The sequence below is a fragment of the Ignicoccus hospitalis KIN4/I genome, from assembly GCF_000017945.1.
In the GTDB taxonomy this organism is placed as follows: Archaea; Thermoproteota; Thermoprotei_A; order Sulfolobales; family Ignicoccaceae; genus Ignicoccus; species Ignicoccus hospitalis.
On sequence record NC_009776.1, the window covers coordinates 411,033 to 424,969 of the forward strand.

General features: G+C 59.5%; 14 protein-coding genes. 8 read left to right on the forward strand and 6 right to left on the reverse strand.

The window, feature by feature from the left end; genetic code table 11:
- The first annotated feature begins 3 nt into the window (after positions 1–3).
- Complete coding sequence (locus IGNI_RS02405; protein WP_011998499.1) at positions 4–978, forward strand: hypothetical protein; 975 nt, start codon at positions 4–6, stop codon at positions 976–978.
- On the opposite strand, the gene lysS is transcribed toward IGNI_RS02405, so the two are convergent.
- Positions 971–2,461: a lysine--tRNA ligase gene (gene lysS, locus IGNI_RS02410; protein ID WP_011998500.1), complete on the reverse strand. Its 1,491-nt coding sequence runs from the start codon at positions 2,459–2,461 to the stop codon at positions 971–973. The two genes, IGNI_RS02405 and lysS, sit on opposite strands and share 8 nt — an antisense overlap.
- Before the next feature lie 1,147 nt (positions 2,462–3,608).
- On the opposite strand from lysS, the gene IGNI_RS02415 reads away from it, so the two are divergent.
- Both IGNI_RS02415 and cas4 read left to right on the forward strand, forming a co-directional pair.
- Positions 3,609–4,214, forward strand: coding sequence for an anthranilate synthase component II (locus IGNI_RS02415; protein ID WP_011998501.1), 606 nt, complete (start codon positions 3,609–3,611; stop codon positions 4,212–4,214).
- A gap of 26 nt (positions 4,215–4,240) precedes the next feature.
- The gene (gene cas4, locus IGNI_RS02420) at positions 4,241–4,807 is read left to right on the forward strand and encodes a CRISPR-associated protein Cas4 (protein WP_011998502.1); all 567 of its coding nucleotides are present in this window, start codon (positions 4,241–4,243) and stop codon (positions 4,805–4,807) included.
- Here the strand turns inward: cas4 and IGNI_RS02425 are convergent.
- Positions 4,755–5,390: an MBL fold metallo-hydrolase gene (locus IGNI_RS02425; protein WP_052569956.1), complete on the reverse strand. Its 636-nt coding sequence runs from the start codon at positions 5,388–5,390 to the stop codon at positions 4,755–4,757. The genes cas4 and IGNI_RS02425 overlap by 53 nt on opposite strands.
- 72 nt (positions 5,391–5,462) lie before the next feature.
- On the opposite strand from IGNI_RS02425, the gene IGNI_RS02430 reads away from it, so the two are divergent.
- Positions 5,463–5,903: a hypothetical protein gene (locus IGNI_RS02430; RefSeq protein ID WP_011998504.1), complete on the forward strand. Its 441-nt coding sequence runs from the start codon at positions 5,463–5,465 to the stop codon at positions 5,901–5,903.
- A complete protein-coding gene (locus tag IGNI_RS02435) occupies positions 5,900–6,484 on the forward strand; it encodes an ABC transporter ATP-binding protein (protein WP_011998505.1) in 585 nt (194 codons plus the stop codon). The genes IGNI_RS02430 and IGNI_RS02435 overlap by 4 nt, the downstream gene beginning before the upstream one ends.
- Here the strand turns inward: IGNI_RS02435 and IGNI_RS02440 are convergent.
- Genes IGNI_RS02440 through IGNI_RS02455 form a run of 4 tightly spaced genes read right to left on the reverse strand, consistent with a single transcriptional unit; the run spans position 6,447 to position 10,123 of the window.
- On the reverse strand, positions 6,447–7,112 hold the full coding sequence (locus IGNI_RS02440) for an ABC transporter permease (RefSeq protein WP_238374097.1): 666 nt from the start codon (positions 7,110–7,112) through the stop codon (positions 6,447–6,449). The genes IGNI_RS02435 and IGNI_RS02440 overlap by 38 nt on opposite strands.
- The gene (locus IGNI_RS02445; RefSeq protein ID WP_011998507.1) at positions 7,076–7,939 is read right to left on the reverse strand and encodes an ABC transporter substrate-binding protein; all 864 of its coding nucleotides are present in this window, start codon (positions 7,937–7,939) and stop codon (positions 7,076–7,078) included. The genes IGNI_RS02440 and IGNI_RS02445 overlap by 37 nt, the downstream gene beginning before the upstream one ends.
- Before the next feature lie 19 nt (positions 7,940–7,958).
- Entirely contained in the window at positions 7,959–9,410 is a 1,452-nt protein-coding gene (locus IGNI_RS02450; RefSeq protein ID WP_052569958.1) for a hypothetical protein, read from the reverse strand.
- Positions 9,368–10,123: a hypothetical protein gene (locus IGNI_RS02455; RefSeq protein WP_011998509.1), complete on the reverse strand. Its 756-nt coding sequence runs from the start codon at positions 10,121–10,123 to the stop codon at positions 9,368–9,370. Before IGNI_RS02455 ends, IGNI_RS02450 begins: the two co-directional genes overlap by 43 nt.
- A gap of 199 nt (positions 10,124–10,322) precedes the next feature.
- Between IGNI_RS02455 and IGNI_RS02460 the strand changes: the two genes are divergently transcribed.
- The 3 genes from IGNI_RS02460 (at position 10,323) to IGNI_RS02470 (ending at position 13,889) form a co-directional block, all read left to right on the forward strand.
- The gene (locus tag IGNI_RS02460; RefSeq protein ID WP_202943258.1) at positions 10,323–11,783 is read left to right on the forward strand and encodes an acyl-CoA synthetase family protein; all 1,461 of its coding nucleotides are present in this window, start codon (positions 10,323–10,325) and stop codon (positions 11,781–11,783) included.
- A gap of 61 nt (positions 11,784–11,844) precedes the next feature.
- Complete coding sequence (gene hmgA, locus IGNI_RS02465) at positions 11,845–13,071, forward strand: hydroxymethylglutaryl-CoA reductase (NADPH) (RefSeq protein ID WP_011998511.1); 1,227 nt, start codon at positions 11,845–11,847, stop codon at positions 13,069–13,071.
- Positions 13,068–13,889 carry a hypothetical protein gene (locus tag IGNI_RS02470; protein WP_011998512.1) on the forward strand — a complete coding sequence of 274 codons (822 nt, stop codon included), beginning with the start codon at positions 13,068–13,070 and terminating at the stop codon, positions 13,887–13,889. The genes hmgA and IGNI_RS02470 overlap by 4 nt, the downstream gene beginning before the upstream one ends.
- The last annotated feature ends 48 nt before the right edge of the window (positions 13,890–13,937 follow it).

Sequence of the window (13,937 nt, forward strand, 5' to 3'; positions counted from 1 at the left end):
AGGGTGATATCCGTAGAGCCCTTGACCGGAATAACCTTCAGGAAGCCCGGCCCCTTCGGCTTGACCCAGAGGGGCCCGCTGTCGGTCAGCTCCACGTACTTCATGAAGACTACAACGCTGCTGGGACTGTTGGCGTATACCAAGTACTCGGAGGACCCGAGCTGCGCGGAGGCCCCCGAGGAGCTCCCCTTGGGCTTCTCCGCCTTGGCCTCTTGCCTCCCGTGCAGGCCCCTCAGGGGCCCTTACGCCTCGGTGAGGAGCCAGCTCTACTTCGGAGAGGAGAGGCCCTTCAACTTGAGCGCCTTGCTGGAGCTGTGGGAGAAGGGCCTCAAGGAGGAGGTGGAGGGCCTGGCAGAGGGGAGGAAGGTTCTGGAGGACGGAGAGGGCTTGATGGACTATTACGCGAAGAGCCCTGACTTTGAGAGGGTAAGCATAATCTCAAACAAGCTGGATAGAAGGACGAAGAGGAGTGCATTCGTCTTCGTCAGGGAGAGGTTAATAATGAGTGGCGTGGAGTTCTTCTTCGAGGAGGAGGGCTGCGGGGGCGTTAGGGAGGGCGTTTACGCCCTGGGCTCGGACGGCGGCTTGGCGAGGGTGAGGCGAAAGCCCTCCAACCCGGTGGAGGGGGCGCTGAAGGAGCTCTGGGGAGAGCGGTGGGGCGAGCCCGGGGCCAAGGCAACTGTGGTGGCGGTCAGCCCGATAATACTGGGCTTCAAGGACCCCCACGACCCGCGCTCCCACTGGAAGGGAGCATTAAGGGACGCCGCGCCCGTCCGGCTCTTCTCCCGTTACGAGGTGGAACTCCACCCCCTGGGGTGGGACATGAAGAGGAACTGCCCGAGGCCCTTCGCCCCCGCAATCAAACCGGGCTCCGCGGTCGTGGGGACGCTAGAGGTCTCACCCGAGGAGCTCTACTGGCGCGGGGTGGGGGAGCTCGCGGAGCTGGGCTTCGGGAGCGTCCTCCCCTTGCCTATGTAGGGGAGCAAGCTTTCTCGAACATCTCCTTAGCCTTCCTAACGCCTATCGCTTTTATGAGTCTCCCCGCCCTGGGCCCGCGCTCCTTATCTAGCAAGGCCTTATAGACGAACTTGAAGGCATCCTTGGGGCTTAGGCCTACTTTCTTGGCGACCTCATACACCTTGTTGTGTATTTCCACCGCGTCCATGTCTTCCCTTAACTCCTCCGCGAGCGCCCTCAAGAACTCGCAGCCCTTAGGGTCGCTGACCTTGCCTTGCTTGACCGTAACCTCGTACTCCTCGGGCACGAAGCCCCTCTTGACCCACTCCTCCACGTAAGGGGCCAAGTCCTTCACTGCTTGGGGATCTCCGGTGAGCTCCCCGACCTTCTTCCAGTCCCGGTATATCTGGTAGTAGACCAGCAAGTCCGCGAAGCCGGCCCTCCAGACCCTTCCCCCGCTCAGCTCCCAAGCCCTCCTCCTCTTGGGGTCCTCGTCCTCGCCCAAGGCCACCCTCCGGTACTCCTCGTAGAGCTGCATGAGGAACCTCGGGTCCATCTTGAAGTTTTTGTTTTCCTTTATATCGTGCTTAAGTATAAAGTACATTATCACTGAAGGGTGGAGGAGGGCCATTATCTCGTGTAAGGCGCCTATGCCCTTGCTCTTGCTCATCTTTTTTCCGTTCATCAACACGAAGCCGTAGCGGAAGCCCACCGGCGGCTCCTTCCCGAAGACCTCCTTGTGGATCCTCTTCGCCGTATCCCACGAGCCTCCCTTGGTGAAGTGGTCTACCCCTCCGCCCTCCGCGTCCACCCCCAAGAAGTCTTGCCTAGAGGGCCAGTCGAGCCTCCAAGCGAGCTTCCAGCGGTGAGAGGAGACTTCTACAGCCCCCTCGTGGCCGCAGGCCTCGCACTTGTAATATATCTTGTCGCCCTCTACCTTCTTCACTACGGTTTTGTCTATCCTACCGCACTTCTCACAAATAGGCTTGACGAAGCCCCACCAGTCGTCCGGCAGCTTCCTCATCGCCGTCTCCTCCATAATTTTCTTCACTTTGTCGCGCTGCTCCACGAAGAGCCTCAAGTAGTCGTCGTACCAGCCTTGGGCATAGAGCTCGCTCGCCCTCAACACCTCGTCCGGCTTTATGCCGAACTTGTCCATGAGTTCCAAGAACTCCGCGAGGAAGTGCTCGCCGTAGCTCTCGTGACACCCGTAGGGGTCCGGCACCTCCGCCAAGGGCTTGCCCAAGTGCTTTTTCAGCTCCTCTTCCTTGTCCTTCAGAGTTTGGGGGATGTCGTCGAAAGCGTCCATTATGTCCGCCACGAAGACGAACTCGGCGTCGTAGCCCCTCCGGCGGAGCTCTTGGACTATGGAGTAGGGGTAGATGAACTCGCTCAAGGTCCCCAAGTGGGCCGGTCCGGAGGTGGTGAGCCCCGACGCCACTACGAAGGCCCTACCGCCCCTTTTCTTTATTATCTCGTCGACGATCTTGTTCAACCACTCCACAGCGCGCACCGGGAGGAACTTCAGAGGGAGAGCTTGAAGCCCTTGTCGTCTCTCCTTTTCTTCCTATCCTCTTTTGAGACTCCACGGGTGAAAAAAGAGTACGTAACGTGACGGCGATGGCAGCTTTCTATCCTCTTTTGAGACCCCACATAGAGGGGCCAGCGATCCTCCCGGCCGAAGTGAATGGAATCTACTTTCTATCTTCTTTTGAGACTCCACAGATGTACAAAAATATACATATTCCACTGCGACGATATGACCTTTCTATCCTCTTTTGAGACTCCACAAACCCTAGAACAAATAAAAAGAGCCTTACAAGAAGTTCTCTTTCTATTCTCTTTTGAGACTCCACGGCAGGGTCTACTCTCCTGAGGAACTTGAGGAGCTGCTGAGCTTTCTATTCTCTTTTGAGACTCCACTTCATCATACCGCAGGAGGCGTTCTCGCTAGTGCACTTTCCATTCTCTCTTGAGACTCCACAGCTTCTCGACGTTGACGAAGTTCAGTATCGCGCGTACTTTCCATTCTCTCTTGAGACTCCACCGCATGCGGAGGAGGAGTGGTCATAAGAAGCGAAGATGGTAACTTTCCATTCTCTCTTGAGACTTCACGCCTTCGATGTTAAACTTCCATTCCCTTTGATGACACTTTCCATTCTCTCTTGAGACTTCACTGAAGGGGGTTCTCGGGTTAGCTGAACTCTTGATATCGTACTCTTTCCATTCTCTCTTGAGACTTCACATGGAAAGATAATACTGAGACCGACATGGGATTTCTGGTGTTACTTTCCATTCTCTCTTGAGACTTCACCGAAGCCTTCCATATAAAGCCCCAAGGTCTTTCCCTTAAAAGAATTGCGTTCTACCCCGAGTTCACAATTCCTCTGATTTTTCCCTTTATTCGAGAAATTTTTCCTCTGCCCTTCCCTCCATGATCATCAGCGTTCCCATGAAAAGATATAAGGGGGTTTGAGAGAGTGAATAGTAATGGTGCGCTTTCGAATATAGGATGTTCCCATGTGGGTGAAGGTGGAAAGAGCCTTGATTATTTAGTTCGAGCTCACAATTGTATAATACTTCTGTTGAACCGCCAAGAACGGTCGCGCCAGAGTTAAGGGCCCCCGAAGCCGTCCGGGAGGAAACGCGCGTTGAGGCCAGTCCTCTTGGTAGACCACAGGGACAGCTTCGTGCACAACGTAGAACAGATAATAATGGAAGAGGGTTTCGCCGTGGCCACCTTGCGCCAGGAGGAGCTCTCGCCCTCGGCGGCTGAGAGGTTGAGGCCCTCCGCGATAGTCCTCTCCCCCGGTCCCGGCAACCCCTACGCGCAGAAGGACAAGTTCGAGACCAGCATAAGGATCGTGAACAAGTTCAAAGGCAAAGTGCCTATCCTCGGCATATGCTTGGGGATGCAAATAATAAACGTGGCCTTGGGCGGTACCTTGAGGAAGGCAAAGAGGGTCTACCACGGGGTGGTGGACGAAATAGTAGTGAAGGACAGAGGTCCCCTGTTCTTCGGCCTCCCGGAGAGGTTCCCCGCCACGCGCTACCACAGCTTGGTGGTGGACGAGCTGGGGGAGGGGCTGGTGGTGGAGGCCCTCTCGCTGAGCGACGGGGAGGTGATGGCGGTGAGGCACGAGGAGCTGCCGCTCTTCGGCCTCCAGTTCCACCCGGAGAGCATAGGCACCTTGCCCGCCGGCCAGAAGATAATTAGGAACTTCTTGGCCCTCTCCAAGCCCCTCTCGCTGTTCTGAGGTGGTGCGCCACGAGGCCCTCCGACGTGAGGACCTTCGCCTTCTGCCCTAGGTTGTACTTCTTCGAGAGGCACTTAGGTAAAGAGACTACGTTATACCAGAGGATAAGGATGTTCTTGGGGAGGATCTGGCACGCCTTGTTGGAGGCCCTCGAGGAGGAGGCGGAGGTGGAGGTGAGGGGCGAGCTGGCGGGCACGGAGGTGGTCGGGAAGGCTGACGTGGTGAAGGAGGACGCCGTGGTGGAGATAAAGAGCGGAGACGGGCCGTCGGACGGCGCTTGGTACGGGGACTACTTGCAAGCCTCCATTTACGCCGCCTTGTTAGGGCGCAAGAAAGTAATAATAAAGTATAGAAACGGCGAGAGGACCTTCGAAGTGGACTTGGAGGAGCTCGAAAGGGTCTTGGAGCTGTTCAAGCTCGTGGCCGAGGGCTACTTGCCCCCTCCCAAGAGGAGCAAGTGGTGCAGCAAGTGCCCCTACAAGGACTTGTGCGACGCCTTGGGAGACGGGTGGGACGGGTGGTTCCCGAGGCTGCCCTACGTCAAGAGAGCCAAGGGGGTCCCAGCTCGAGGCTCTTCTCGAGCACGGCCTTAACCTTTTCCCTTCCGTAGAAACATACGTTGTTCGCGCACATCACCTCGGGCTCCAAGCTGAGGGCCCTCTCCAAGCTCCTCCTCCAGGCCCCCTCGTCGCTCCCCCAGTCCTTGCTCAAGGGGCCGAGGAGGTCGCCGGCGAGCAAGACGCCCTCGTAGTAGACGCCGAGGCTCCCCGCAGTGTGGCCGGGGAGCCAGAGCACCTCTGCCCCGCAGACCTCCGCGTCCCCCCTCAGCACCCAGCCCACTGGACAAGGCTTGAACTCTACTCCTATAACCTTCGAGGCCGTGTATATCGGGTCTCCCTTTTGGATCGCGTAGGCGTCCCTCTCCCCCGCAGCGACGGTCACCCCTAAGGAGTGGAAGAGCCAGTCCCCTCCGGCGCGGTCCGCGTGGGCGTGGGTGTTGATTAACGCTTCCAGCTCCTCAGGCCTAACCTCGTACATAAGCAAGTTCTGAAGCGCCATCTCACCGAAGGCCCCGGAGTCCACCAAGAAAGGACACTCCGCCTTCACTAAGAACGCTTGCCCCTCGTCGTTTATAGGGGGGCCGGCGAGCAAGAAGACCCCCTCGGCGACCCTCAAGCGACCACAACTTTCGGCGAACCCTGATCCATTATATCTCTGGGTCCTCCGCAAGTATTACGGGACTTCGTCGTGAAGACAGAGCTGCTGGACGAGACCTTGCTGCTCAAGCCGATAGACGGCGTGGCCCTCACGCTTTCCATGGGGGACGCGAAGAAGTACATGATCAAGAAGGAGGTTACCGTGTTTTCCCCGGACGACCCGGAGGACGTGTGCTCCACCGCCCTCAAGTACGCGCAGTTCTGGAGGACCGCCTTGAACTTGAGGGGCGAGCGCTTTGGCTGGTGCGACGAGGAGGACTTCAGCGCTAGGTACTTAGCCGGCACCAAGGGGAAGTACGCAGTGGTCGTGGAGTGCGCGGACGTCACGGCCGATCCCGAAAGGACCTCCGGGAGCGGCTTCGCGCCCCTCGGCCACGTGCTCCCCCTGGTCTTCTACGCTGTGCTCTGTAAAGCTTACGTGGTGAGGGCTAAGAGCTTGGAGGAGCTCATGGAGTGGGTGCCCGCGCGGTGAGCGTGATCGCGGAAGGGGTGACCGTTGCCTACGGAAACAAGGTGGTATTGAAGGACGTCAACTTGGTCTTGGGGCCTGGCAAGTACTGGCTCTCCGGGCCCAACGCCTCCGGGAAGACCACCCTCTTGAAGACTCTGTCCTTCTTGATAAAGCCCGTTAAGGGGAGGGTGGTGGCCTTCGGGAAGGAGGACGCTAGGGGGGAGGTGGTCTACGTTCCACCCTCCCCGGTGCTCTTGAAGGGAACGGTCTTGAGGAACTTGGAGTTCGGGGTGAGGATAAGGGGGTCCGGCGACCCGCTGTGGGCGGCCAAGAAGTTGGGCATCGAGGACTTGCTCCACGAGGACGTTAGTTCCCTCTCAAGCGGCCAAGCGGCTCTGGTAACGCTGGGCAGGGCGCTGGCGGTGAGGCCTAGGGCCCTAATGGTCGACGAGATACTGAGCTATTTGGACGAGGAGAACAAGGAGGTAGCGCTGAAGGCGCTCGACGAGGCCGAAGTGGTGGTCATCGCCTCCCACGAGCCCTTGAACTTGCCCCGGATCAGGGTTAAGGGCGGGAGGGCCTTCCTCGAGAGAGCCGTTTGACGACGAACGACGTTCCCACGCTTAAGAAGGTCAGTATCAAACCCAGCTCGGTGGCCTTCTCGTACTCGCCCATCTGCGCGTACAAAGCTATGGCCGTGCTCAAGGTCCTAGTGTAGCCCTCGATGTTGCCCCCCACTATCAGCGCCACCCCCAGCTCGCCCACCGCCCGCGAGAAGGCCATAGCAATTGAGCCCGCCAGCTCCTCCACCACCTCCGCCGCCGAGGCCAAGAGCGCCTTGACCTCGTCCGCCCCGAACGTCCTGGCCAGCTCCCCGTAGTTCTGGTAGGCCCAGTTGAGGGCCGAGTGGGAGGTCGCCACTATCAGAGGGGTCACTAGGAGGGCCTCCCCGAGGACCACCGCGTAGGGGGTGTAGAGCAAGCCCAAGGAGCCCAGGGGGCACTTGGGGCATATGAGGTCGTACAAGAAGAGGCCCACCAGCACCGTGGGGACGCCGACTAAGCCCTCGAAGAAGGAGAGGAGGGGCCTCAGCGCCTTGTACCTAACTATCAAAAAGGTGAGGGGGATGGACCAAGAAGACGCCAGCGCCACTGCAGTGCCGGATATCCAGAGGGAGCGGGCCACCAGCTCGGCTACTTCGCCAGCTCCTCCCATATCTGGGAAAGCCACGCCTCCTTCCCCTCCGCCGGGTAGAACAAGGGGACGCCGAACTCTTCCTTCCCGTAGCTGGCTATGATCTCTTGGCCCTCTCCCTTCAAGAACTTTAAGAACTCGAGCGCCTTGGGGTCGTTGCAGCCCTTCACGCGGTAGGCGCTGTAGACGTTTATCAGCTCCGTCGAGTTGCTGTAGAGTATTTCCAAGTTGTCCAACTTGCCTTCCTTCTTAAGCTTCAAGAATGTCGATATGTCGCTGAGGGTGTAGGCCTTCAAATCGTTGGCCACTATGAGGGTCTTGGCCATGCCAGAGCCCGTGGACTTGTACCACTCCTTGCCCTTGGGGTCCAAGCCGGCAAGCTTCCACAAGCTCAGCTCCTTCACGTTCGTGCCCGACATGTCCCCCCTGCTGACGAATGTTGCTTCGCCGCGCTCGCCGGCCTCGTATATCTTCTTAAAGGCCTCAACGGCGTCGGTCGAATTCCTAATCCCGGCCGGGTCGTCCTTCGGACCCACTATTACGAAGTAGTTGTAGGCAAATATTATGTGGTCCGTAAGGTAGTCAGAGTACTTCTTCTCCAATGATGGGGCGTGGACCAAGGTTAAACATACGGCGCCGTCCTTGGCCAGCCTGAGCGCTTGGCCGCTGCCCACCACCAAGAACTGGAGCTCGGTCCCGCTTTCCTTCTTAAAGTAGGAAGAGAGCGCGCCCAGCAAGCCGCTGTCGTACAAGCTGGTAGTAGTGGAGACCTTCAACGAGTTGTGGGGCTTGGGGTATAATACCCAAACGGCTACGGCGACCGCCAAAGCGGCTACGAGCGCGAGCAGCGCCCTCTTGTCCAAGCTCTGCCCTCGCGGGCGCTCACGCGAACCTTATTAAGGGCTTCCAGAAGCTTACTTTCTCTTTAGATATCACTGCAATCAAGTCCCCGGAGGCAGCGCACAGCTCTCCGGGCTCGACCTTGGAGACCAGCTCGTAGAACCCCTTGTCGAGCAAGAAGAGCCTCAACTTGTTCCCGTCCAAGACGAAGAGGGCCCGGTCGCTCAGGCAAGCGCTCGACGTCCGGGAGGTGTGGACCTTCAAGACCTCCTTGCGCCCCTCGTACAGCCTCACCCTCGGGGGCGCGAAGGTCTTGATCGCTACCTTGTCCCCGAGCTCGTCCAAGTCCCTAACTCCGTTTGAGTCTCTCCTCCAGACCTTCCTCAGCTCGCGGTCGAACGCTAGCGCCTCCCCGAAGAGGTTATAGGCGTAGAGCCTCTCGCCGGCGTACAGCGCGTATGCCCCTTGGGACAGCTCCACCTCGTAGTCCTCCTCCGCCACGTAGAGCTTGGCCTTCTCGAAGGCGCTCCACGGGACCTTCCAAGGGACGCTGGAGGGGCCTATGGCCACTATTACCGTCGGGCTGAGCAGGGTAAGGGTGCTGGTCACCGGCCTGGAGGGGATCGAGAAGATGGCCTTGTTCGCGAACCTGACGCACGAGAAGGGCTCGGACGGGAGCTCCAAGCGCCTCCCGTCGACAAACGCCTTATCCCCTATAGAGTATAAGTTGTCGTCGTAGTAACACGAGGTCTTTATACCTAAGTCCCTAACTCGGCCGTCCTTTATTATAACGGTCGTCCTAGAGGTATGCACCACCGCCCCGCCCCTAACCTTGAAGGCCCTCTCCACGCTCCCCAACCAAATCTCGCCGACCTTCTCCGACTTGAACCTCCTAAGGGGCTCCGGGACCCCTTGGTAGAGCGCCACCGTCCCGTATGGGAGTTCCCTCTCCCCCTCGAGCCTCTCCCCGTCCAAGGCGTAGAAGGGGGCCTCGAACTTTACTTTCAACGCCTCTCCGACTTCCACCACGGAGTATGGGAAGTCCAAGTCCAGCTCGCTCAGCTCGTCGGGATGGGGGAGCTCCTTCTCTAGGTATATGCCGCCCACCTCCAGCGAGGCCTTCGCACCCCCGACCGGGAACACCGGGAAGGTGGCCTCCCCCTCGCTGCGCCCCTCCACCCTCTGGCCGTAGACCTTGCCGCGGTACTCGCCCTTCCCCAAGATGTATATTATCACTACCCCGTTTACTTTGCCCAGCGCCCCCACCTCCGGCACTTGGAACACGAACTCCTTGTCGCCGAACTTGCCCCTCTCCCCCTCCTTCCCCTTCAATAATACCTTTCCCTTGAGGCCCAGCTTGAGCTTGTTGCCGTCCAGCCCGGGGACCTCCCCTCGCACCTCCACCTCAGCGGACTCCCAAGGCGCCCTGAGGTAGGAGCACTCGACGTAAACTACTCCCTTCTCCTCGCCGACCGCCCTACAACGCGTCCACACTTCCTCAGCCAGCTCGGGGGCAGCACGAGCGCTAAAAACGGCAAGTAGCTCACCTTCCCGGGGCCGTAGAAGACCTCGACCTTGCCGAACTTCCAGTACTCGCCGGACGGGGAGCCCCCGTAAGCCCAGCCCTCCTCGAGCTCCACCTCGCCGAAGGGAGGGGGCACCGGGACTACACCGTAGGGGGTGACGCCTGAGCTAACGGCCTCCGCGAAGACCTTTGCTGCCTCGTAGAGGCTCATCTTCCTCGCGCTCCACACGTCCTCGCCGTTGACGTACAAGTAGTAAAGCACCGTGAGGCCGAAGAAGTAGGGGGAGAGGTCTCCGAACCCTCTCGTCACCCACTCCGCGTAGCCGCTCCTCTTGTAGAGCTCGGGGTAGAGCAAGTAGCAGCTCAACTCCGCCAGCCCCTCCGCGAACCACAACGGCCAGTAGGCGCCCCTCTCCATTTCTATCACGTGCGTTAGCTCGTGAGCCAGCGTGCAGTAGTTCAGCTCCCTTAGGGAGACCGCGTACTCGTGCAACCCGGGGACTCCCGAGGCGTAGTTAGCTTCCCCGAGGCGCAGCTCCACCCTAGCCCTCGCTTTGCCCCACAAGGCCTCCACCTTGGGGGCCACCTCCTCGCACGCCTTCCTCAAGTCCGGGTCTTCCGAGACGCAAGTCATGGCGAGGGCCGCGAGGGCGGAGAGCGCGAGCAGCAGAGCCACTTTCACCCCGCTCCCCCACGCTTTTGTGACCCGAACCAAGGAAATATACTTAAATTTTGAGTACTCTCCCTTGACCTCGAAAATTTCAGTCAGACGGTTTCCGAAGGGAAAGTTTCAAGCGTAACGCTCAAATAATCCGAGTATATGCCGGTCAATACATGCCTATAAACCGCCCCGGCCCTCCGTGCTTAGCGGTAGAGCAGTCGTGTTCGAGCGCTACTCGAGGGCCACCCCCCTCGGGGCGTACTTGGAGGAAGGGCGGAGGTTCAGGGAAGAGGGCTTCATAAGGACGGACTACCCCCCTAAGAGGGACGAGGTCCTCTGGAACCCCAAAATTATGAGGATGCCCAGGGAAGAGCTGGAGAAGATAAAGACCCAGAGGCTCAAGGCCATAGTTAAGTGGGCGTGGGAGCACAGCGAGTTCTACCGCAAGTTCTGGAAGAGCAAGGGCTTCCACCCGGACATGATAAAGACTCACGAGGACGTGGTCAAGATACCGGTCCTCACCAAGAAGGACTTGAGAGCGGACTTGCAGAAGAACCCGCCTTACGGCACCATAATGGTTCCGGAACTGGCCAAGTACATACACTTCGTGGGCGCCACCTCCGGCAGCACCGGGATGCCCACCTTCCAAGGCTGGGGCAGGGTGGAGCTGGACTACTTCGAGGAACAGCAAGCTAGGTACTTGTGGACCTTCGCCGGCGTCAAGCCCGGCGTAGTCTATGCGAACTACCTCAACATGAGCGGCTTCTACAGCTGGGGCCCGCCCCTCGTGGAGACCGCCATGTGGAGGTGCGGCGCCACCGCCATCGCCGGCGGGGGCGAGACCTTCTTCACTTGGAAGGACAGGCACATGCTAATAATGAAGCTGTGGAAGGTTGACGTCTTCGCCACCACCCCGTGGCTCCACCGCTGGATAGGCGAGCAAGCCAAGCTGGAGGGCTGGGTGACCCCGTTCAAGGTGCTCTTGCTCCACGGAGGGGCAGCGGCCGAGAAGACCAAGGAGAAGCTGATGGAGGTCCACCCCAACGTCGAGAAGGTCATAAGCGTCTGGGGCACTACGGACGGTCACATGGCAATCGAGCCCCCCGACGCGCCCGGGACCTTGGTGTTCTGGGAGGACACCCAGATCTTCGACATAGTGGTGCCCGGCAGCTACGAGGAGAGGCCCGAGGGCGAGCCGGCGGGCCAGGGCGAGAGGGGAGAGCTCATAGCCACCTTGCTGACCCACTACACCATGCCCTTGATAAGGTACAGCCTGGGCGACTACGTGAAGAACGAGTTCATATGCGACCCCACCCCGGAGCTGGGCATAACCCACTGTAGGTTCGCCGAGCTCATACCGGGCAGAGTGGAGTGGATGTTCAAGGTAAAGGGCAAGCTGCTCTTCCCCATAGTGGTCGAGAACGCGGTGAGCCAGATACCGGACACCACCGGCGCCTACAACATAGTAGTTTACGACGACAACATGGACAAGCTGAAGATAAAGGTGGAGACCAGGAAGCCCATACCGCCCCCTCCGGAGTACGACAAGGAGGCAAGGGAGATCATAGCGAGGGAGCTCGGCCTGAGCCCGGAGGACGTGGAGATAGAGTGGATAAGGCCCGGCGAGAGCGTCTGGAAGGGCTACAAGCTGCAAGTGTTCTTGGACGAGAGGAAGAAGTAAGCTTTTTCCACTCTCAGACGTTTATGACCTTACTCCCCTCACCCCCTCCGGGCAGCCGGCCTTGGACGAGCTGGAAAAGTACGTAGAGATGTTGGAGAAGGGCGAGCTGAGCTTAAGCAAGCTGGACAAGGTCCTAAACCCTAACTTGGCCGCCCTGGTCAGGAGGAGGTTCTTAGAAAAGAGGATAGGCAAGCTCCTCCCCGGCATAGCCTCAACCATACTCGACTTCGAAGAGCTCGTGGGAAGGAACATAGAGAACCCGATAGGGGCGGTTCAAATTCCCTTGGGCATAGCCGGACCCATCAAGGTCAACGGGGACTACGCCAAGGGGGAGTTCTACGTCCCCTTGGCCACCCACGAGGGGGCCCTGGTCGCCTCCGTCAACAGGGGGATGAAGGCCGTTACCTTGTCCGGCGGCGCAAACGTAAAGGTGTTGAAAGATGGGATGGCTAGAGCCCCGGTGTTCAGGGTCCCAGACGTGGCGACCGCGCAAGAGCTCGTGGAGTGGGTTAAGGAGCACTTTAACGAGATAAAGGAGGTTGCTGAAAGCACCACGCGCCACGGGAAGCTGAAGGAAATACAGCCGTTCGTCATGGGGAACAACGTGTGGCTGCGCTTCGTCTACTTTACCGGCGATGCTATGGGAATGAACATGGCAACGATAGCGACCGAGAAGGCGTGCGAATACATTGAAGAGAACTTCGGGAGGGCCCAGTGCGTGGCCCTCTCCGGCAACATGTGCGTCGACAAGAAGCCTGCCCACTTGAACGTCCTCTTGGGGAGAGGGAAGTACGTGGTGGCCGAGGCCTTGATAAAGAAGGAGGTACTGGAGGGGGTGCTTAAGACCGACGCGAGGTCGGTGCACGAGGTAAACGAGAGGAAGAACTGGGCCGGGAGCGCCTTCGCGGGCTCCTTCTCCTACAACGCCCACTTCGCCAACATAATAGCCGCGATATTCTTAGCTACCGGGCAGGACGCCGCGCAAATAGTGGAGTCCTCCATGGGCTTCACTTGGACGGAAGTGAGGGGCGAGGACTTGTACATCTCCGTCACCCTCCCCAGCTTGGAGGTAGGCACTGTGGGCGGGGGGACTAGGCTGCAGACCCAGAGGGAGGCCTTGGAGATACTCGGCGTGGCCGGCGGCGGCGACCCCCCTGGCACCAACGCCCTCAAGTTCGCCGAGATCGTGGGGGCAAGCGTCTTAGCCGGCGAACTAAACCTGCTCGCGGCCCTCGCGGCAAGGCAGCTCGCGAGGGCCCACGAGAGGCTCGGGAGGGGGAAGGGTTGAGGCTCGAGCTGGAGGGCAAGGAGCTGGCCGCGCTCTCGTGGGGCGCGGCGGTGGGGGCCAAGTACGAGGGCGGAGGCTTCGCGACTTTCTTCGACGAGAACGTGAAGAACGAGCTCAGCTTGGAGGAGCCGGCCGAGCTCGTGAGCTGCGAGGAGAGCGTGTGCGCTACTTACTACGGCACTAAGATCTTGATAACCTCTTACGGAACCCCCTTGAGGGAGTTCGAAGTAGGCGTGGCCCCCAACTGGGTCTTGTTGGACGACAAAGTAGTGTACTTGACTTACGAGGAGGGCGTGGTGGCCTACAGCTTGGAGGGCAAGAGGCTCTGGAGGGGCCTTTACGGCCCCGCGAGGGGGGCGGCGAGGGCGAAGGGCCTTATATACGTCGGCACCCCCTTCGGAGCTCTAGCCCTCTCCCACGAAGATGGGAAGGTCGTGAAGGAGGTGGAGCTGGGCAACGGCAGCTGGAGGGTAACTTCCTCTTGCGGCTCCACGCTCTTGTTAGTGAACGACGAGGAGGCCTCGGCGCTGGCCTTGTTGGCGGTGAAGGACTTGGGCGACCCAGAGCCCGTGGGCGAGGTGAAGGGGGTGACGGGCACCCCTTGGATATCCCCCGACTGCCTCTACGTGGCGGTCCCCTCTTGCGGGGTCTCTGTCTTCGACTTGCGCGGGAACTTGGTCTTCTCCCAGAGCTTGGAGGGGAACAGCGACGAGTGCTACGGGGTCCAAGCCCACTGGGGCGAGAAGCTCTTGGTAGGCGTGGTGGACGAGGGGCTGATGAAGTCCTACGTGTTGACTTACGAGCCTTTCTCCCGGTAGCCCCTCGGGAGAGGGGCCCGGGGTTATAGACAAGAGGAAACTCTGAGA